Genomic DNA, 19,680 nt, shown 5'->3' with positions numbered 1-19,680 from the left:
GACTTGTCCTCGACGGCCGCCCCGAACAGAGCGTTCCCTTACCAGGGAGCTTGTCACACCCCGGACGAGACCTCAGTCTTCTCGTCCGAGCCCGCTTTTCCCTCGGCTTCCGCGAGGGCCTTGTTCCTGCGGACCGAGGACCAGAAGGACCAGCCGATCAGGATGACGCCGACCAGGCCGGTGATGACCTCGTTGATCTGGTACTGGATGGTGACCATGAGGATCACGGCCAGGGCGCCGATCGCGTAGTGGGCGCCGTGCTCCAGGTAGACGTAGTCGTCCAGGGTGCCCTGGCGGACCAGGTACACCGTCAGGGAGCGGACGTACATCGCGCCGATGCCCAGGCCCAGCGCCATCAGGACGATGTCGTTGGTGATGGCGAACGCGCCGATCACGCCGTCGAAGGAGAACGAGGCGTCCAGGACTTCCAGGTACAGGAACATGAAGAAGGCGGCCTGGCCGGCCAGGACCACCGCCGAGCGCTGCTTGCCGGTGCGCGCGGCCTCTTCCTCCTCCTCGTGCTCCCGCTCCTCCTCTTCCTCGAGTTTGTCCTCGAAGTAGCCGGAGAGTCCGCCGACGATCATGTACGTGATCAGGCCGGAGATACCGGCGATCAGGACCGTCTGCGCCTTGTCCGTGTGCGCGCCGCCGTGCTGGTGGGCGTGGGCCGCGAAGGTGAAGGAGGTGATCAGCAGGATGATCAGGGCGATGCAGACCGACAGCATGTCGACCTTGCCGAGCTTGGCGAGCGGGCGCTCGATCCAGCGCAGCCACTGGATGTCCCGGTCCTCGAAGATGAAGTCGAGGAAGATCATCAGCAGGAACATGCCGCCGAAGGCCGCGATCGCCGGGTGGGCGTCGGTGACCAACTGCTGGTAGTGGTCCTTGTTGTTGAGCGCGAGGTCGACCGCGTCGATCGGGCCGATCTTGGCGGTGACCGCGACGATGACGACGGGGAACACCAGCCGCATGCCGAAGACGGCGATCAGGACACCGACCGTGAGGAAGATCTTCTGCCAGAAGGCGGACATCTTCTTCAGGATCCCGGCGTTGACCACCGCGTTGTCGAAGGACAGCGAGATCTCCAGGACGGCCAGGATCGCCACGATGCCGAAGGCTTCCCACCCCCCGTAGAACGCCGCTGCGACAAGGCCGAGCGCGGTGACCGCGAACGACCAGCCGAAGGTTTTCAGAAGCACTGGCTACCCAATCGTGTGTTGGGGGTCCCCCCAGACGGAGTCTGGGGGAAGGTCTCCCCCCGCGCCGCACTCGGCTTTACCTAAAATTTGACGTCGAGCACTGAGTCTAGAGGGAGACTCCGCCGACCGGGACAGCCGGTCGGGACCGACGCCTTTACGAGACGTTGACCCCGAAATCCATCGCGATGCCCCGCAGTCCGGACGCGTACCCCTGACCGACCGCCCTGAACTTCCACTCGCCCTGATAGCGGTAGAGCTCACCGAAGATCATCGCCGTTTCGGTGGAGGCGTCCTCGGAGAGGTCGTAGCGGGCCAGCTCCTGGCCGTCGGCCTGGTTGACGACGCGGATGAAGGCGTTGCTCACCTGGCCGAAGGTCTGGCCGCGGTTGTCGGCGTCGTGGATGGAGACCGGGAAGGTGATCTTGTCGCAGTTGGCCGGCACCTTCAGGAGGTCGACCAGGATCGACTCGTCGTCGCCCTCGCCCTCACCCGTGAGGTTGTCGCCGGTGTGCTCGACCGAGCCTTCCGGGCTCGTGAGCTGGTTGTAGAAGACGAACCACTCGTCCCCGAGCACCCGCCCGCCGCTGTTGAGCAGCAGTGCGCTGGCGTCGAGGTCGAAGTCGGCTCCGGTGGTGGAGCGCGCGTCCCAGCCGAGACCGATCAGGACGTTCGTGAGGTTCGGTGCGGCCTTGGAAAGGGAGACATTGCCCCCCTTGGCGAGCGTGACGCCCATAGTGCTGGTCCTCCCCGAGGCGATGCTGTGTGGTTGTCGTGCACTCCCCCGGAGGGGAGACCCCCGGCGCCGCACGCGGACCGTGCGGCGCCGGGCGGTGAAGCCCAGGTCCTGTCGTCGCATTCCCGTCGTCCGCCCGGAGGGCGGGCCGGGCGGTGTCAGGTGCGTGCTCTCGGCGTGCCGGGCGTGGAGCCTCGTACTGGATGTACTTGGGTCCGCGCCCGGTGCGGCGAGAGTGCGTGCATGGCGTCGCCCGGCAGACGGGAATGTGACGACAGGGCCTGGGGACGTCAGACGTTGACGCCGAAGTCCTGGGCGATGCCGCGCAGGCCCGAGGCGTAGCCCTGGCCGATGGCGCGGAACTTCCACTCCGCGCCGTTGCGGTACAGCTCGCCGAAGACCATCGCGGTCTCGGTCGAGGCGTCCTCGGAGAGGTCGTAGCGGGCGATCTCGGCGCCGCCGGCCTGGTTCACCACGCGGATGAACGCGTTGCGGACCTGGCCGAAGGACTGCTGGCGGTTCTCGGCGTCGTAGATCGAGACCGGGAAGGTGATCTTGTCGACGTCGGCCGGGACCGTCGCCAGGTTCACCTTGATCGCCTCGTCGTCGCCCTCGCCCTCACCGGTGGTGTTGTCACCGGTGTGCTCGACGGAGCCGTCGGGGCTCTTGAGGTTGTTGAAGAAGACGAAGTTCGCGTCACTGGCGACCTTGCCCGCGCTGTTCAGCAGCAGTGCGCTGGCGTCGAGGTCGAAGTCGGTGCCGGTGGTGGTGCGGACGTCCCACCCCAGACCGACGATGACCGCGGTCAGGCCCGGGGCCTCCTTGGTCAGTGAAACGTTGCCGCCCTTGCTGAGGCTGACTCCCACGAGTCCTCCATTGGTGTCCAGGGGCGGGGATGCCCCGTAGTGCGTCGGTATCGGATCAACGTCTCGATCCTAGTGACGGGTTCCCGACCCTCGCAGGCCCTGGAACCTAACAATCACAGGGTGTCGAGGGCCTTCACGTACTCGCCCAGGTCACGCGCGTCCGGCAGACCGTTGACGATCGTCCAGCGCACGACGCCCTCCTTGTCGATGACGAAGGTCCCGCGCAGGGCGCAGCCCTTGTCCTCGTCGAAGACGCCGTACGCGCGCGAAGTGTTGCCGTGCGGCCAGAAGTCGGAGAGCAGCGGGTACTCCAGGCTCTCCTGCTCGGCGAAGACGCGCAGGGTGTGGATGGAGTCGTTCGAGACCGCGAGGAGCTGGGTGTCGCGGTCGGTGAACTGCGGCAGGTTGTCGCGCAGGGAGCACAGCTCGCCGGTGCAGACGCCGGTGAAGGCGAAGGGGTAGAAGAGCAGCACCACGTTCTTCTCGCCGCGGAAGTCGGAGAGCTTCACGGTGGCGCCGTGGTTGTCCTTGAGCTCGAAATCGGGGGCCTTGTCGCCGACCTGGATCGCCATCTCGTCCTGCATCCCTTCGGTGGGGCTGTTCGGGTGAGACCACCCTGCGTCCACCCTACGCAGCGATCACGGCACGCGGACGGACGGGCTGGCGTGGCCAGCCCGTCCGGGGTTCGACGATCGAGGTACCTCCGTGGCTTACCTCTTGGACTTGGCCGCCTTGGGCGTCACCAGCCGGCTGCCACTCCAGTCCTTGCCCACGCTGACGCTCTTGGCCGCGGAGAGACCCGCGGTCGTGGCTGCTTCCGAGATGTCGCTCGGCTCGACGTAGCCGTCACGGCCCGTCTTCGGCGTCAGCAGCAGGATGGAGCCGCCCTCCTCGACGTACGAGATGGCGTCCACCAGCACGTCGGTCAGGTCGCCGTCCTCGTCGCGGAACCACAGCACCACGGCATCGGCGACGTCGTCGTAGTCCTCGTCCACCAGGTCGCTGCCGATGACTTCTTCAATGGCCTCGCGGAGTTCCTGGTCTACGTCGTCGTCGTAGCCGATCTCCTGGACCACCTGCTCGGGCTGGAACCCCAGCCTGACGGCAGGGTTCGTCCGCTCCTCCGCGTGGTCCGCGGTCGCGCTCACGGGTTGCCTCCTGATCATGTCTTGATGAATGTCCAGCCACGCGCGTACGCGAAGCGTTGGCCGTAGTCCACACGGACGGGCCGGATCGCGCAAGTACCCGGCGATTCGGAACGCCGAAACGGTGACGATCCTGGCCGTGTCGCCGCAACTCCAGGCACGCTATCGCGGCCACCGGTGACGTACACCACAGCGTTCTGCCCGGTTTGCACGTTTGAGAACCCTCCGAGGGTACGCGACTCGAATGGCTTTGCTAAACGAGTCACGGTTACCTCACGGTAGAGATGACGATTGCCGTCCCGCGGTAGACCATGGGGAACGGTGCAGCTCCCCCCTATGACACGTTTTCCCCTCTGACACGTAAGGAACAGCGTGGCTTCCGGATCCGATCGCAATCCGATCATCATTGGCGGCCTTCCGAGTCAGGTTCCTGACTTCGATCCCGAAGAGACCCAGGAGTGGCTCGACTCGCTCGACGCCGCCGTGGACCAGCGCGGCCGTGAGCGCGCCCGCTACCTGATGCTCCGGCTGATCGAGCGGGCCCGCGAGAAGCGCGTGGCCGTGCCCGAGATGCGCAGCACGGACTACGTCAACACCATCGCCACCAAGGACGAGCCGTTCTTCCCCGGCAACGAGGAGATCGAGCGCAAGGTCCTCAACGCCACCCGCTGGAACGCCGCGGTGATGGTCTCCAGGGCCCAGCGTCCCGGTATCGGGGTCGGCGGCCACATCGCCACCTTCGCCTCCTCCGCCTCGCTCTACGACGTGGGCTTCAACCACTTCTTCCGGGGCAAGGACCAGGGCGACGGCGGCGACCAGATCTTCTTCCAGGGGCACGCCTCGCCGGGCATCTACGCCCGCGCGTTCCTCCTGGACCGGCTCAGCGAGCAGCAGCTCGACGCGTTCCGCCAGGAGAAGTCGAAGGCGCCGTTCGGGCTGTCCTCGTATCCGCACCCGCGGTCGATGCCGGACTTCTGGGAGTTCCCGACCGTGTCGATGGGCCTGGGCCCGCTCGGCGCGATCTTCCAGGCGCGGATGAACCGCTACATGGCGGCGCGCGGGATCGCGGACACCTCGAAGTCACACGTGTGGGCGTTCCTCGGCGACGGCGAGATGGACGAGCCGGAGTCGCTGGGCCAGCTGTCGATCGCGGCGCGCGAGGGCCTGGACAACCTGACCTTCGTCGTCAACTGCAACCTCCAGCGGCTCGACGGCCCGGTGCGCGGCAACGGCAAGATCATCCAGGAGCTGGAGTCGCAGTTCCGGGGCGCCGGCTGGAACGTCATCAAGCTGGTCTGGGACCGCACCTGGGACCCGCTGCTGGCCCAGGACCGGGACGGTGTGCTGGTGAACCAGCTCAACACCACGCCGGACGGCCAGTTCCAGACGTACGCCACGGAGACCGGCGCGTACATCCGCGAGCACTTCTTCGGGCACGACCACCGGCTGCGCGCGATGGTCGAGAACATGACCGACGACCAGATCCTGCACCTGGGGCGCGGCGGGCACGACCACCAGAAGGTGTACGCGGCCTTCGCGGCGGCCAAGGAGCACAAGGGCCAGCCGACCGTCGTCCTCGCCCAGACGGTCAAGGGCTGGACGCTGGGCCCCAACTTCGAGGGCCGCAACGCCACGCACCAGATGAAGAAGCTGACGGTCGCCGACCTCAAGGGCTTCCGCGACCGGCTGCACCTCCCGATCACCGACCAGGAGCTGGAGTCCGGCGCGCCGCCGTACTACCACCCGGGCCGGAACTCGGAGGAGATCCAGTACATGCACGACCGGCGCAACGGGCTGGGCGGCTACGTCCCGACGCGGGTCGTCCGCTCGAAGCCGCTGACGCTGCCCGAGGACAAGACGTACGCGAGTGTGAAGAAGGGTTCCGGCCAGCAATCGATCGCCACGACCATGGCGTTCGTACGGCTGCTCAAGGACCTCATGCGGGACAAGGAGATCGGCCGGCGTTTCGTGCTGATCGCGCCGGACGAGTACCGGACGTTCGGCATGGACTCGTTCTTCCCGAGCGCGAAGATCTACAACCCGCTGGGTCAGCAGTACGAGTCGGTGGACCGTGAACTGCTGCTCGCGTACAAGGAGTCGCCGACCGGGCAGATGCTGCACGACGGCATCTCGGAGGCGGGCTGCACCGCTTCGCTGATCGCGGCGGGTTCGGCGTACGCGACACACGGCGAGCCGCTCATCCCGGTCTACGTCTTCTACTCGATGTTCGGTTTCCAGCGCACCGGTGACCAGTTCTGGCAGATGGCGGACCAGTTGGCGCGCGGTTTCGTGCTGGGCGCGACCGCGGGACGTACGACTCTGACCGGTGAGGGTCTCCAACACGCGGACGGCCACTCGCAGTTGCTGGCCTCCACCAACCCGGGTTGTGTCGCCTACGACCCGGCGTACTCGTACGAGATCGCGTACATCGTGCAGGACGGGCTGCGGCGGATGTACGGCTCGGACGCCGAACACCCGCACGGCGAGGACGTCTTCTACTACCTCACCGTCTACAACGAGCCGATCCAGCACCCGGCCGAGCCGGCGGACGTCGATGTGGAGGGCATCCTCAAGGGCGTCCACCGTGTCAGTCAGGGCGCGTCGGGCACGGTTCCGGCGCAGATCCTTGCGTCGGGGGTCTCGGTGCCGTGGGCGATCGAGGCGCAGCGGATTCTCGCCGAGGACTGGAACGTGCGGGCCGATGTCTGGTCGGCGACGTCCTGGAACGAGCTGCGGCGCGAGGCGGTCGAGGTGGAGCGGCACAACCTGCTGCATCCCGAGGAGGAGCAGCGGGTTCCTTATGTCACGCGGAAGTTGAGCGGGGCGGAGGGGCCGTTCGTGGCTGTTTCCGACTGGATGCGGTCGGTTCCCGACCAGATCGCCCGGTGGGTTCCGGGGACGTATCAGTCTCTGGGGGCTGACGGGTTCGGGTTCGCGGATACCCGGGGGGCTGCTCGGCGGTTCTTCCACATTGACGCGCAGTCGATCGTGGTGGGGGTGCTGACGGAATTGGCCCGGGAGGGGAAGGTCGATCGGTCCGTGTTGAAGCAGGCGATCGATCGGTATCAGTTGCTGGATGTTGCCTCGGCTGATCCGGGTGCGGCTGGAGGAGATGCGTAGTTTTTTTGTCTGCGGGGGTGTGGGGGCTGGTCGCGCAGTTCCCCGCGCCCCTGAAGGCGAGCCCCTTCGGGGCGCCTTTAGGAGGTGTCCGCCGCCCTACGATGCGGGCATGAACGAACTGTCGGCGCAAGCGCGTTGGGAGCTGCGGACTCAGCGGCCCCTGTTGGCGCTCGCCGTTGCGTTTGCCGTGGCCTATGCCCTGCCGATCGTGGACTCGACCGCCGGGCATCGGCTGACGACGGTGTGCACGGTGGTCGAGTGGGTGGTGTGGGGGGCGTTCGCCGCCGACTATCTGATGCGGCTCGCGATGTCCCGGGACCGGCGGCGGTTCGTGCGGACCCACTGGATGGATCTGTGCGCGGTGGTGCTGCCGATACTGCAGCCGCTACGGCTGTTGCGCATGGTGTCGACCCTGATACTCGTCGGACGCCGGGCGCGGATGGCCTCGCAGATCCAGTTGACGACGTATGTCGCCGGCGCGGTGATCGGGCTGCTGATGTTCGGTTCGCTCGCGGTGCTGTCCGTGGAACGGGACTCGCCCCACGGGAACATCCGGACGCTGGGTGACGCCGTGTGGTGGTCGTTCACCACGATGACGACGGTGGGGTACGGGGACCACGCGCCGACCACCGGGCTGGGCCGGATGATCGCCGTCGGCCTGATGCTGTCCGGGATCGCCCTGCTCGGTGTCGTCACCGCGAACATCGCCACGTGGTTCATCGCCCGCTTCGAGAAGGACGACGTGGAGGAACGGCGCCAGACGGAGGCGATCGAGGCGCTGACGGAGGAGGTACGGGGGTTGCGGGCGGAGGTGGCGGCGTTGGCGGGGGTGCCGGGGTCAACCTCGTCCGGGGCAGGGGTGGCGGCGCTTTCGGAGGCGGGGATGGCGGCCTTGTCCGGAACCCCGGAGGCAGCCTTCTCCGGGGCGCCGACGGCAGGTGTCCCGCAGCCGGTCGAGGACGAGTTGTCCCGCTAGCCGCGGCTCACAAGGAGGTTCGCCCAGCCGTAGTCCAGAAGAGCGTCGACTCGACCGCCGTTCAGAAGAACACGCGCTCAGCCGCGGCCCGAGAGCGCGTCCGCTCAGCCCCAGTTCGAGAGAACCTCCGCTCAGCCCCAGCCCAAGAGCACGTCCGCTCAGCCCCAGTTCGAGACAACCGCCGCTCAGCCCCAGCCCAGAAGAACGTCAGCTCGCCCCAAGCTCATCGGCAAAAGCACGTCCACTCGACCGCGTATCAACAGAGCGCCCGCTCAACCCCGGCTCACAAGAACACCCGCCCGCCCCGTCGCAGCCGCGCGCCCCCGCTCAGAAGAACGTCCACAGAATCGCCGCCACCGTGTCGATCGTGCCCAGGATGAGGGCCACCAGTGCCATCGCCCGGCGGGAGCCCGTCCACTTTCGGCCCATTGCCAGCCAGCCGCAGATCATCGCGATCGGGCCGAGGAGGATCCCCAGGGTGAAGAAGCCCGCGATCGCGCAGACCAGGCCGATGATGCCCAGGGTCGCGCGGTCCGGCCCGGTCCCTGGTCCCATGCGGCCAGGTGAGCGGGGGGTCCTGCGCGTTCCGTTGCCGAAGCCTGTCATCCACAACTCCCTGGGCATCCATGCCAGTTCGGCCTGTTCTCCTACGGTGAGCGGATACCCCCGTACGCACAAAAAAAGCCTGCTTGCGCGCTGCCCCCCTCCGGCAGCGCGCCGCAGACCAACCCGTCCCCCCTGCCCTGCGGAGGACTTGACTTACTGTGACCTGCGGCGCGTACCGAGCGCCAGGAATCTTTAGCGCAGTCACCCTGATAGGCGAACTCGGCCCGGGAGAGGGTTGGATGCGCGCCGTCCGGATGTGGGCCGTCTAGATGTGCGCCGCCCCCGCGCCCGCCTCCGCGTTCTCGCCGCGCTTGGTCAGCAGCGCGACGAACACCGCGACCACCGCTACGCCCGCGGCGACCAGGCAGGCCAGGCTCATGCCGGAGATGAACGTGTCGTGGGCGACCTGCGTGATCTTCGCGGCGACCGTCTCCGGGGTGCCGGGGGCGATCGGGGCGACTCCGACCTGGACCGCTTCGGCAGTCGCGTCCAGTTGGGGCCGGGTGAGCTTGGGCAGGCCCGCGTCGGCCCAGTTGCCGGCCAGGTCGCTGTCGACGCGCGAGGCCATGACGGCACCGAGGACGGCCGTACCGAGACTGCCGCCGATCTGCATCGCGGCCTGCTGGAGACCACCGGCGACACCGGACAGCTCCATGGGCGCGTTGCCCACGATGACCTCCGTGGCGCCGACCATCACCGGGGCGAGGCCGAAGCCGAGCAGGGCGAACCAGATCGACATGATGGCGCTGCCGGTGTCCGAGGTGAGGGTGGACATGCCGTACATGGCGATCGCGGTGGCCGCCATGCCGCCGGCCAGCGGGATGCGCGGGCCGAGCTTGGTGATCGCCGCGCCGGCGAGCGGGGAGCCGACGATCATCATCCCGGTCAGTGGGAGGAGGTGGAGACCGGCGTCGATGGGGCTCATACCGTGCACGTTCTGCAAGTAGAAGGTGACGAAGAACAGGCCGCCCATGAAGGCGATCGCCATCAGGACCATCAGGACCACACCCGCGGACAGCGGGACCGAGCGGAACAGGCCCAGCGGGATGAGGGGTTCCTTCACCCGCTGCTCCCAGAAGGCGAACAGGGCGAAGCCCAGCACGGACACGGCGAGGAACGTCCAGGTCGTGGCGGAGCCCCAGCCCCAGGTCGGCGCCTTGATGAGGGCCCAGACGAGGCAGAACATCGCGCCGGAGAGCAGCGCGATGCCGAGCACGTCGAAGGAGCGCGGCGCGTTCTCGGCGCGGTGGTCGCGCAGGATCAGCAGGCCGAGGACCAGCGCGATGGCGCCGACCGGCACGTTGATGAAGAACACCGACTGCCAGTTGACGTGCTCGACGAGCACACCGCCGAGGATCGGGCCGCCCGCGGTGGACGCGCCGATGACCATGCCCCACAGGCCGATGGCCATGTTGAGCTTCTCGGCCGGGAAGGTGGCCCGCAGCAGGCCGAGCGCGGCCGGCATCAGCAGCGCGCCGAACAGCCCCTGGAGCACGCGGAAGGTGACCACGAACGCGATGCTGTGCGAGAGGCCGATCGCACCGGACGCGAGGGCGAAGCCGCTCACGCCGATCAGGAAGGTCTGGCGGTGGCCGAAGCGGTCACCGAGCTTGCCGGCGGTGATGAGGGAGACCGCGAGGGCGAGGAAGTACCCGTTGGTGATCCACTGGACGTCGGCGAAGCTGGCGCCGAGGTCCTTCTGGATGGCCGGGTTGGCGATGGCGACGATGGTGCCGTCGAGGGCCACCATCATGACGCCGACGGCGACGGTTATGAGGGTGAACCACGGGTGGCCGCGCAGCCCCGCGGAGGGCGTCGGGTCGGACGGGGCGGCTGCTGCCTTGTCCCCCGGCCCCGTCGCGCTGATGGTGGTCTGACTAGTCATACGTGCGAGGCTAATGTCAGCCGCTGACAGTTGACAAACAGGGTCAGATGTCGGCGGCTGTCAACAATTGCGAGGAGAACGGCATGGAGACGTTGCGCGAGCGCAAGAAGGCCCGCACGCGGGACGCGCTGCTGCACGCCGCCCTGGAGCTGTTCACCACCAAGGGCTACGAGCGGACCACCGTCGACGAGATCGCCGATGCCGTCGACGTCTCGCAGCGCACCTTCTTCCGCTACTTCGCGAGCAAGGAGGAGGCCGCGTTCTTCGTGCCCCGGCTCACCGAGACGCACTTCGTCGAGGCCGTCCGCGCCCGCCCGCCGCACGAGGCCCCGCTGGAGGCGCTGCGCCGGGCCGTGCTGGAGAGCTGGGACACCATCAACGAGGCGATCCAGCAGGTCGTACCGCTGGATCTGCACATGCGCACGTACCGGGTGATCGAGTCGACGCCCGCGCTGCTCGCCGCGCATCTGCGGCGCTCGCAGGAACTGGAGGAGGAGCTGGCGCAGATCGTGGCCCGGCGCGAGGGCCTCGCCGTGGACACGGACCCCCGGCCGCGGCTGGTCGTGGCCGTGTTCGGCGGGGTGATGCGGGTGGTGGAGCGGATGTGGATCGCGGGGGACGACCTCAGCATCGAGGCGATGCGGGAGCTGACCGCCGACTACCTCGACGGGGTGGGACCGGCGCTCGCGGGGAACTGGCGCACGACCCGCTCGTACTGAGTTTCTCGTCACGTCCCGCTGAAACGTGATCCCCGTCACTCGGTTAACGCGAGACCCTCTCGTTCTCCTAGTGTGTCCTCCCAGTGACTTCCTTCGACTCCTCCCCGACGCTGAACGCCTGGCGCGCACTGGCCGCGCTGGCCGTGGTGTTCGTGATGCTGGCGACCACCGGCTGGACCGCGGTCCGCAGCCACCCGGGGAAAACGGCGCTCCAGGCCTCCCTCTCCGCATGGGAGCACGGCCACATAAACGGGCGTGAGCTGCCCGACCCGGACGCGTCCCCGACCCGGCTGGCCCGCTTCTTCGCCTCGCTCACCGCACAGCAGCGCACGCGCCTCGCGCACCGCTACCCGCTCGCGGTCGGCAACATGAACGGCGCCCCGGTCTCGCTGCGCTACCGCGCCAACCGCGTCGCCCTCGACCAGGAGCGCAAGGTCGAGAAGAAGCGGATGCACGACAACCGGCTGACGCCGCTGGGACAGCAGGAGGCGGGCCGCCTCATGCACCGCTTCGAGGCGCTGATGACGGAGAACCGGCACATCCTGTCCTTCGACCCCGAGGGTTCGGGCCGGATCGCCGAGGTCTTCGGCGACCTGGACACCGCGCAGCGCGTGTCGATCATCGTCCCCGGCGTGGACACCGACCTGCTGACCTTCCAGAAGACCAACAAGGGGTACTCGGCACCGGTCGGCATGGCCCAGAACCTGTACGCGGCGGAGAACACGGCGAAGTCCGCGACGGACACGACCGGTACGCGTACGGCGGTCATCGCCTGGGCCGACTACACCTCCCCCGGCGGCCTCGGCATCGACTCGGCCACCGCGGGCCGCGCCGAGGCAGGCGCCGTACGGCTGAACGCACTGGTGCGGGCGCTGCCCGGGACCTCGCAGGTCGCCCTGTTCTGCCACAGCTACGGCTCGGTGGTGTGCGGGGTCGCCGCGCACGCGCTGCCCTCGCGGGTGACCGACATAGCGGTGGCCGGCAGCCCGGGCATGCGCACCTCGAAGGCCTCCCACCTGCACACGCTCGCCCGGGTGTGGGCGATGCGGGACGCCGACGACTGGATCCAGGACGTGCCGTACATGGAGCTCGGCGGCCTCGGCCACGGCGAGGACCCGGTGTCGAACGCGTTCGGCGCGCGGGTACTGGCCGCCAAGGACGCCGAGGGCCACACCGGGTACTTCGCGAACGGCACCGACAGCCTCGCCAACTTCGCCGACATCGGGGTTGGCGCGTACCGCTCGGTGACGTGCGCGCACGAGGGTGACACCTGCCGAGAGGGTTTGTCCGGCGCCTCGGCGGCCGGACGCGCGTAGAAACAGCAGGAAGTGCGGTCTGCGCGGGGATGGGACGGAGGAGCTGTGCCGCCTACGATGAGCCGCATGGGTGACGTACTGGCCGGATTTCATGCCGCCTGGGAGTTCGAGTCCGACTCCGTCCTCATTCGCTACGAACGCAGCATTCGAACACCCAAGCTATTCCAGGCGCTCGGTGAACGCCGGATCCCCTTCGAGGCGATCCAGGCGGTCACGCTCGCTCCCGGTCGGCGCGGCACGGTCGTACTCCGCGCGGAGCCCCGGCCCGGCGCCGACCCGCTGATGGAGGCGGCCGCGGGCCAGCTCAAGGAGAGCTGCGATCCCTACCGCCTCGTCCTGCCGGCCGAGCGCGAGACCCTCGCCGAGTACTACGCCGACGAGCTGCGTGGGCAGCTGAAACGGGACGCCGAACCCGCCGAGCGGTTTCTGGTGGCCGCGCCCGAGGTGCCGTTGCGGTTCAAGGCGTACGACGGGAAGGCGTCCTTCGACGGCAAGACGGTGTCGTTCCGCTGGTTCTGGACGGGCGCGTCGTCCGCGAAGTGGAAGGCCGGCGACCAGAGCTTCGCGATCGCCGGCCTCAACGGGGTCGAGTGGCGCTCTCCCGAGGTTTTCGAGGGGCATCTACGGCTGTTGCGGGGGGCCGCGCCGCCGGTGCCCGTCGATCAGGATCCGGCGGCTGTGGTGTTCGGGTTGGGGTACGGGCCTGTGCACGAGTCCCTGCCGTTCGCGGCGGCTGTGCTTGCGGCGGTTCGGTCTGCGCGGCCCGCTGCTGTGGTGCCGGCCGCTCGGCGTGACCCCGGGGACATCGCCGAGCGGATTCGGCATCTGGCGGAGTTGCATCAGGCGGGGCTGGTGACGGACGAGGAGTTCTCGGTGAAGAAGGCCGAGTTGTTGGCGGAGTTGTAGTGGGGACGGTCCGTGGTTTTTTGGCTGCGGGTCCGTCGTGGCCGGTCGCGCAGTTCCCCGCGCCCCTTTGGGGCGCGCTGCCCTACTCCCTGCTGGAAGAGGCGAACGTCATGTCCGCGTAGCGGTCGCCCGCCACCTTTCCGGCGATCGGTTCCAGCAAGGTCAGCTCGGTGTCCGTCAGGACGATCCCGGTGGCCGCCGTGTTCTCCTCCACCCGGCCGGGCTTCGTCGTGCCCGGGATGGGAATGACCGGGAGGCCGTGGACCTGGGCCCGCTGTTGGACCCACGCGAGGGCGATCTGGCCCAGGGAGGCTCCGTGCGCCTCGGCGACCGTCCGCACCGGCTCCAGGAGGGCGCCGTTGGCTGTCGCGTTCTCGCCGGTGAAGCGGGGCTGGGTTCGGCGGAAGTCGCTCTCCGTCAGGTCCTGTTCGGCGTTCGAGAAGGAACCGGTGAGGAAGCCGCGGCCGAGCGGTGAGTACGGTACGACCGCCACGCCCAGCTCGGCGGCGGCGCCCACCAGGCTGATCTCGACGTCACGGCTGAACAGCGACCACTCCGACTGCACGGCGGCGATCGGGTGCACGCCGTGCGCGGCCCGCAGCTCCGCGCCCGTGATCTCGCTCAGCCCGAGGTGCTTGACCTTGCCCTCGCGGACCAGTTCCGCCATCGCGCCGACGGTGTCCTCGATGGGGATGTCCGGGTCGCGGCGGTGCATGTAGTAGAGGTCGATCACGTCGAGGTCGAGCCGCTGGAGGCTGGCCTCGACGGCCTGGCGGATGTACGGGCGGTCGTTGCGGATGACCCGGCGGGTGGGCTCGCCCGGCGGGATCGACAGGGCGAACTTGGTGGCGACGACGACCTGGTCCCGGTGCGCCTTGAAGAACGGGGACAGGAACCGCTCGTTCTCCCCCATGCCGTACGCGTCAGCCGTGTCGTACAGGGTCACGCCCAGTTCCAGCGCGCGGTCCAGCGCGGCCTGCGACTGCTTCGCGTCGGCGGGGCCGTAGGCGAAGCTCATGCCCATGCAGCCGAGGCCCTGGACGCCGACCTCGGGGCCGGCCGCGCCGAGTCGTGCGGTCGGGATCGCGGTGTCGGTCATCCGGCTTTCTCCTTCTCGAAGGCGTGGGCGTCGCCGTAGAAGGCGATCTTCCGGTCGAGTACGGCGAGGGTGTCGTGCAGTTCGGCGATCCTGGCCAGGACGTCCCGGCGGGTCGCCTCCAGCAGGTCGAAGCGGTCGCCGTAGGTGTGGTCGCCCTCGCGGACCAGTTCGGCGTAGCGGACCATGTCGGCGACCGGCATGCCGGTCAGGCGGAGCTTGCCGACGAGGTCGAGCCAGTCGAGGTCGCGGTTGCTGTAGCGGCGCTGGCCGGTGTGCGAGCGGTCGATGTGCGGCATCAGCCCGATGCGCTCGTACCAGCGCAGGGTGTGTGCCGTCAGGCCGGTGAAGGCGACGACCTCGCTGATCGTGTAGCTGTCCGCGCCGTCCGGACGCCGCTCGCCCTGCGGCGGGCCCGCGCAGCTGTCGGTCCTGGTACCCGTGGTCTCCATCACCGTCATGGCCACCACGCTATGGCCTTGGAGTGCACTCCAAGCAAGCGGAACCGGTAAGAAATCCGCGGGACGCGCCGGGGGCGCGGTGGATAGCGTACGGATCATGAGTCTCGTACGACGGGCCACCCCCGGCGATGCCGCCGAACTGCTGCGACTGCGCCAGGTGATGATCGACGCGTTGCCCGATTCGGACCCCGGCACGGATTGGCAGGCGCAGTCCCTGCCGACGCTACGGGACCGGCTCGCCTCGGACGAGGACTTCGGGGCCTTCGTCGTCGAGCATCCGGAGCGGCCGGGGGCGCTGGCGGCGCTGGTGGTCGGGACGGTCGACTACCGGATCGGGAAGGCGGGGAACCCGCACGGGAGGTCCGGTTTCGTCTTCAGCGTGGCCACCGACCCGGACGCGCGACGGCGCGGGTACGCCCGCGCGTGCATGGACGAACTCCTCCAGTGGTTCCGCGAGCGCGGCGCCGGCCAGGTCCTCCTCACCGCCTCCCCCGACGCCGAGCCGCTCTACGCCTCCCTCGGCTTCACCCGCAAGCCGGACCCCATGATGGGGCTCACGCTCTGAACCACCTAGGCTCGACGGCATGTCCCTGCAGAGCCTCGCGCTGATCGAGAACTGGCCGGTGCCGACCGCCGCGGCGGGTGTCGTACGGGCCGACGGAACCGTCCTCGGCACCCACGGCCCGGCCGGCCACCGCTTCCCGCTCGCCTCGGTCACCAAGCCGCTCGCGGCGTACGCCACCCTCGTCGCGTACGAGGAGGGCGCGATCGAGCTGGACGAACCGGCGGGCCCGCCCGGCGCCACGGTCCGCCATCTCCTCGCCCACACCTCGGGGTTGGCGTTCGACGAGCACCGCGTGACGGCCCCGCCCGGCCAGCGCCGCCTCTACTCGAACGCGGGCTTCGAGCAACTCGGCGACCACCTCGCGAAGGCGACGGAGATCCCGTTCGCGGACTACCTGCACCAGGCGGTCCTCGCCCCCCTGGGCATGAACTCGACCTCGCTGCGAGGCTCCCCGGCGAAGGACGGCGTCTCGACGGTCACCGACCTCCTCCTCTTCGCCGCCGAACTCCAGGCCCCCCGCCTCCTCGACCCCCGCACGGTCGCCGAGGCGATGACGGTCCAATACCCCGGCACCAAGGGCGTGTTGCCCGGCTACGGCCACCAGAACCCCAACGACTGGGGCCTCGGCTTCGAGATCCGCGACTCCAAGTCCCCGCACTGGACGGGCAGTTCGTCCTCCCCGCGCACCTTCGGCCACTTCGGCCAGTCCGGTACGTTCCTGTGGATCGACCCGGTCGCGGGCGCGGGGTGCGTGGCCCTGACGGACCGGGCGTTCGGGGAGTGGGCGGTGGAGGCGTGGCCGCCCTTCACGGACGCGGTGCTCGCCGAACTTCCTACCCGCTAGAGCATCTCCCACATCAGCAGCTCAGCCCCGGTCGCCGCCGCCACGGCCAGATCCCGCGCGTCCGTGATCCGCGCAGCGTCCCCGGGCCCCAACTTCTCTCCCCCCACCCGCACTTCACCCCGCACCACATGCACATACACATGCACGGCATCCGGTACGGCGGTCCGCTCCCCCGGCGCGAGCCGCCGCACATGCAGCATCGCGCCCGCCTCCGGTACGGCGTAGGGCGTAGAGTCGGCGATGCCGTGCACGATCTCGTACGACGGTTCCCCGCCGGGTTCCAGCGGGGCGAGCCACATCTGCACGAAGCTCAACGGGCCGTCGCTGTCGTTGCGTTCGACGTGCCGGACACCGGCCGCGGAGCTGAGGCGCTGGACGTCACCGGGGCGGACCCTCGTCAGATGCCCTGTGGAGTCACGGTGGCTCAACTCCCCTTCCACGACCCAGGTGATGATCTCGGTGTGGCTGTGCGGGTGCTCGTCGAAACCGGCGCCGGGGGCGAGCCGTTCCTCGTTGCAGGCGATGATCGCCCCGAACCTGAGGTTGTCGGGGTCGTAGTGCGGCCCGAAGGAAAAGGCATGCCAGGACTCGATCCCGGCCTGCGGGTCACCCCCTGGGTAGCGCTCGGCGGAACGCCGTACGTCCATCACGAGGACCACGGTAGCTCTGCGGGGCACCGATCCGTTTCCCTACGGCGTCTAGGCCGACCGGGGTGGGCGGCTGGTGTACTTCTCGGCCTGCCGGGTGGAGCGGCTGGTGCGCTTCTCGGCCCACCGATTCGAGCGGCTGATGCACTTCTCGGCCCACCGAGTCGGGTCGTTGGCGCACCGATTGACCCACCGAGTCGGGTGGTGGGTGGGCACAGGCCCGGGGGTCTGGGGGCGGAGCCCCCAGGGACGGCGACCGAAACCCCGGCGCGGCCGCCCGGCACCGTAGAAGCCCGGCGCAGCCGCCCGGCACCGTAAAGCCCGGCGCAGCCACCCGCACCGCACACCTCCGCCCGGATAAGGCAGTCTTGTCCCCGTGCCCGAACCCGAAACCAGCAGACCCGCAGGCCCCGCACCCCGTGCCCACTCGCACCCGGCGACTCTGAAGCGGCTGGAGCAGTCGTCCGGGAGTCTTGCCGCCCAGGCCATCGCGCGCATGGACGAGACGCTGTCGTGGTACCGGGCGATGCCACCGGAGAACCGTTCCTGGATCGGACTGGTCGCACAGGCCGGTATCGCCGCCTTCACCGAGTGGTTCCGGCATCCGGACGCCCCGCAGGCCATCTCCACCGACGTGTTCGGGACCGCGCCCCGCGAACTGACCCGGGCCATCACGCTCCGCCAGACCGTCGAGATGGTGCGCACCACCATCGAGGTCATGGAGTCGGCGATCGACGAAGTGGCCGCCCCCGGCGACGAGTCCGTACTGCGCGAGGCGCTCCTCGTGTACGCCCGGGAGATCGCCTTCGCGACCGCCCAGGTGTACGCGCAGGCCGCCGAGGCGCGCGGCGCGTGGGACGCCCGGCTTGAGTCGCTCGTCGTGAACGCCGTGCTGAGCGGTGAGGCCGACGAGGGGGCGGTCAGCCGGGCCGCGGCGCTGGGGTGGAGTTCGCCCGAGCATGTCTGTGTGGTGCTGGGGACCGCGCCCGACGGCGACAGTGAACTGACCGTCGAGGCGATCCGGCGGGCCGCCCGGCACGCCAAACTCCAGGTGCTCACCGGCGTGCTCGGGGACCGGCTCGTCGTCATCGCCGGCGGCAGCGACAATCCGCTCGCCGTCGCCAAGTCGCTGATCGGCCCTTATGCGGCGGGTCCCGTGGTCGCGGGGCCGATCGTGCCCGACCTGCTGGCCGCGACCCGGTCCGCGCAGGCCGCCGCCGCCGGGCTCAAGGCGTGCTCCGCCTGGCAGGACGCGCCGCGCCCGGTACTGGCGGACGACCTCCTTCCGGAACGCGCGATGGCCGGTGACCCCAGTGCCCGGGACCAGTTGGTGGAGGAGATCTACAGACCGCTGGAGGAGGCCGGGTCCGCGCTCCTGGAGACACTCAGTGTCTATCTGGAGCAGGCGAGCAGCCTCGAAGGTGCCGCGCGGATGCTGTTCGTGCATCCCAACACCGTGCGCTACCGGCTTCGACGTGTGACTGACGTCACCGGCTGGTCGCCATCCGATGTACGGTCCGCGTTCACGCTGCGAATCGCGCTGATCCTGGGACGTCTGGCCGATGGAGATCCCCAGAACTAGCCTTTTGTCGGGGCTCCACAAAACCCCTTCCCGTTCTTCGTCCCTGTCCCCACGGGCGTCCGTGCCCGTCCCCAAGAGAGAGTGTGAGAGTGCTCGTACTCGTCGCTCCCGGCCAGGGCGCCCAGACGCCCGGCTTCCTGACCCCCTGGCTCGACCTCCCCGGTGTCGAGGACCGTCTGCGTGCCCTCTCGGCCGCCGCCGACCTCGATCTGGTGCACTACGGCACGGACGCCGACGCGGACGAGATCCGCGACACCTCGGTCGCCCAGCCGCTGCTCGTCGCCGCCGGACTGGTCTCCGCCGCCGCTCTCGGAGACGTGTCCCCGGGCGCCGTCGCCGGTCACAGCGTCGGCGAGTTCACCGCCGCCGTCCTCGCGGGCGTCCTGGACGACACGGCCGCCCTGACCCTCGTACGCAAGCGTGGTCTGGCGATGGCCGAGGCCGCCGCGATCACCGCGACCGGGATGTCGGCGCTGCTCGGCGGCGACCCGGACATCACGGCCGCGCACCTGGAGAAGCTGGGCCTGACCCCGGCGAACGTGAACGGCGCGGGCCAGATCGTGGCCGCCGGCACCCTGGAGCAGCTCGCCGCCCTGGAGGCCGACAAGCCCGAGGGCGTACGGCGGGTCGTGGCGCTGAAGGTGGCCGGCGCGTTCCACACGCGGCACATGGCCCCGGCGGTCGACGCGCTCGCCAAGGCCGCGCTGGAGCTGACGCCCGCCGACCCGAGGATCACGTACGTCTCGAACAAGGACGGCCAGGCCGTAGCCACCGGTGCCGAGGTGCTGGACCGGCTGGTCGGTCAGGTCGCCAACCCGGTCCGCTGGGACCTGTGCATGGAGACCTTCAAGGAGCTCGGCGTCACCGCGCTCCTGGAGGTGTCCCCCGGCGGCACCCTCACCGGCCTCGCCAAGCGCGCCCTGCCGGGCGTCAAGACGCTGGCCCTGAAGACCCCGGACGACCTCGACGCGGCCCGCGAGCTCATCGCCGAGCACGCCAACGCCTGAAGAAGGA

General features: G+C 69.2%; 19 protein-coding genes. 9 read left to right on the top strand and 10 right to left on the bottom strand.

Annotated features, from left to right (window positions below):
* Positions 1-53 precede the first annotated feature (53 nt).
* The 5 genes from ACIRRY_RS08605 to ACIRRY_RS08585 all read right to left on the bottom strand — a co-directional run bounded on the left by ACIRRY_RS08605 (position 54) and on the right by ACIRRY_RS08585 (position 3,946).
* On the bottom strand, positions 54-1,199 hold the full coding sequence (locus ACIRRY_RS08605; RefSeq protein WP_403969333.1) for a DUF475 domain-containing protein: 1,146 nt from the start codon (positions 1,197-1,199) through the stop codon (positions 54-56).
* A gap of 154 nt (positions 1,200-1,353) precedes the next feature.
* On the bottom strand, positions 1,354-1,932 hold the full coding sequence (locus ACIRRY_RS08600) for a TerD family protein (RefSeq protein WP_403969330.1): 579 nt from the start codon (positions 1,930-1,932) through the stop codon (positions 1,354-1,356).
* Positions 1,933-2,222: 290 nt separating this feature from the next.
* Positions 2,223-2,798 (bottom strand): TerD family protein, encoded by a 576-nt coding sequence (locus ACIRRY_RS08595; protein ID WP_403969327.1) that lies wholly within the window; start codon positions 2,796-2,798, stop codon positions 2,223-2,225.
* A 113-nt stretch (positions 2,799-2,911) separates the two neighbouring features.
* Positions 2,912-3,370: a peroxiredoxin gene (locus ACIRRY_RS08590; RefSeq protein ID WP_200689780.1), complete on the bottom strand. Its 459-nt coding sequence runs from the start codon at positions 3,368-3,370 to the stop codon at positions 2,912-2,914.
* A gap of 138 nt (positions 3,371-3,508) precedes the next feature.
* Positions 3,509-3,946, bottom strand: coding sequence for a DUF3052 domain-containing protein (locus tag ACIRRY_RS08585; protein WP_019060358.1), 438 nt, complete (start codon positions 3,944-3,946; stop codon positions 3,509-3,511).
* A gap of 369 nt (positions 3,947-4,315) precedes the next feature.
* Between ACIRRY_RS08585 and aceE the strand changes: the two genes are divergently transcribed.
* Positions 4,316-7,063, top strand: a complete 2,748-nt coding sequence (gene aceE / locus ACIRRY_RS08580) for a pyruvate dehydrogenase (acetyl-transferring), homodimeric type (protein ID WP_403969323.1) — start codon at positions 4,316-4,318, stop codon at positions 7,061-7,063.
* Between the two features lie 109 nt (positions 7,064-7,172).
* Positions 7,173-8,039, top strand: coding sequence for a potassium channel family protein (locus tag ACIRRY_RS08575; RefSeq protein ID WP_403969320.1), 867 nt, complete (start codon positions 7,173-7,175; stop codon positions 8,037-8,039).
* Between the two features lie 327 nt (positions 8,040-8,366).
* Here ACIRRY_RS08575 and ACIRRY_RS08570 read toward each other — a convergent pair whose 3' ends face one another.
* Entirely contained in the window at positions 8,367-8,645 is a 279-nt protein-coding gene (locus ACIRRY_RS08570; protein ID WP_403969318.1) for a small hydrophobic protein, read from the bottom strand.
* 265 nt (positions 8,646-8,910) lie between these two features.
* Positions 8,911-10,530 (bottom strand): MFS transporter, encoded by a 1,620-nt coding sequence (locus tag ACIRRY_RS08565; RefSeq protein WP_403969315.1) that lies wholly within the window; start codon positions 10,528-10,530, stop codon positions 8,911-8,913.
* An 83-nt stretch (positions 10,531-10,613) separates the two neighbouring features.
* On the opposite strand from ACIRRY_RS08565, the gene ACIRRY_RS08560 reads away from it, so the two are divergent.
* From ACIRRY_RS08560 to ACIRRY_RS08550, 3 genes are all read left to right on the top strand, one after another.
* Positions 10,614-11,249, top strand: coding sequence for a TetR family transcriptional regulator (locus ACIRRY_RS08560; protein WP_403969313.1), 636 nt, complete (start codon positions 10,614-10,616; stop codon positions 11,247-11,249).
* Positions 11,250-11,332: 83 nt separating this feature from the next.
* A complete protein-coding gene (locus tag ACIRRY_RS08555; RefSeq protein WP_403969310.1) occupies positions 11,333-12,565 on the top strand; it encodes an alpha/beta hydrolase in 1,233 nt (410 codons plus the stop codon).
* A gap of 57 nt (positions 12,566-12,622) precedes the next feature.
* Positions 12,623-13,471, top strand: coding sequence for a DUF4429 domain-containing protein (locus tag ACIRRY_RS08550; protein WP_403969307.1), 849 nt, complete (start codon positions 12,623-12,625; stop codon positions 13,469-13,471).
* A gap of 82 nt (positions 13,472-13,553) precedes the next feature.
* Here ACIRRY_RS08550 and ACIRRY_RS08545 read toward each other — a convergent pair whose 3' ends face one another.
* Positions 13,554-14,570 carry an aldo/keto reductase gene (locus tag ACIRRY_RS08545; RefSeq protein WP_403969305.1) on the bottom strand — a complete coding sequence of 339 codons (1,017 nt, stop codon included), beginning with the start codon at positions 14,568-14,570 and terminating at the stop codon, positions 13,554-13,556.
* Positions 14,567-15,028, bottom strand: a complete 462-nt coding sequence (locus ACIRRY_RS08540; RefSeq protein WP_200690160.1) for a MerR family transcriptional regulator — start codon at positions 15,026-15,028, stop codon at positions 14,567-14,569. Before ACIRRY_RS08540 ends, ACIRRY_RS08545 begins: the two co-directional genes overlap by 4 nt.
* Positions 15,029-15,125: 97 nt before the next feature.
* Here ACIRRY_RS08540 and ACIRRY_RS08535 point away from each other — a divergent pair, with 97 nt between their 5' ends.
* Together ACIRRY_RS08535 and ACIRRY_RS08530 are read left to right on the top strand one after the other, a co-directional pair.
* A complete protein-coding gene (locus tag ACIRRY_RS08535) occupies positions 15,126-15,593 on the top strand; it encodes a GNAT family N-acetyltransferase (protein WP_403969302.1) in 468 nt (155 codons plus the stop codon).
* Positions 15,594-15,612: 19 nt separating this feature from the next.
* Positions 15,613-16,437 (top strand): serine hydrolase domain-containing protein, encoded by an 825-nt coding sequence (locus ACIRRY_RS08530; RefSeq protein WP_403969299.1) that lies wholly within the window; start codon positions 15,613-15,615, stop codon positions 16,435-16,437.
* Here the strand turns inward: ACIRRY_RS08530 and ACIRRY_RS08525 are convergent.
* Positions 16,434-17,087, bottom strand: coding sequence for a pirin family protein (locus tag ACIRRY_RS08525; RefSeq protein ID WP_403970859.1), 654 nt, complete (start codon positions 17,085-17,087; stop codon positions 16,434-16,436). The two genes, ACIRRY_RS08530 and ACIRRY_RS08525, sit on opposite strands and share 4 nt — an antisense overlap.
* A 373-nt stretch (positions 17,088-17,460) precedes the next feature.
* Between ACIRRY_RS08525 and fasR the strand changes: the two genes are divergently transcribed.
* A complete protein-coding gene (gene fasR, locus ACIRRY_RS08520; protein WP_329248842.1) occupies positions 17,461-18,666 on the top strand; it encodes a fatty acid biosynthesis transcriptional regulator FasR in 1,206 nt (401 codons plus the stop codon).
* Between the two features lie 89 nt (positions 18,667-18,755).
* Positions 18,756-19,673: an ACP S-malonyltransferase gene (locus ACIRRY_RS08515; RefSeq protein ID WP_403969296.1), complete on the top strand. Its 918-nt coding sequence runs from the start codon at positions 18,756-18,758 to the stop codon at positions 19,671-19,673.
* The last annotated feature ends 7 nt before the right edge of the window (positions 19,674-19,680 follow it).

Origin of the sequence: Streptomyces sp. NPDC101776, assembly GCF_044766845.1 — a bacterium.
Lineage (GTDB): Bacteria > Actinomycetota > Actinomycetes > Streptomycetales > Streptomycetaceae > Streptomyces.
Note: the sequence above shows the minus strand (reverse complement) of the source record. Positions and strands in the feature narration are given on the sequence as shown.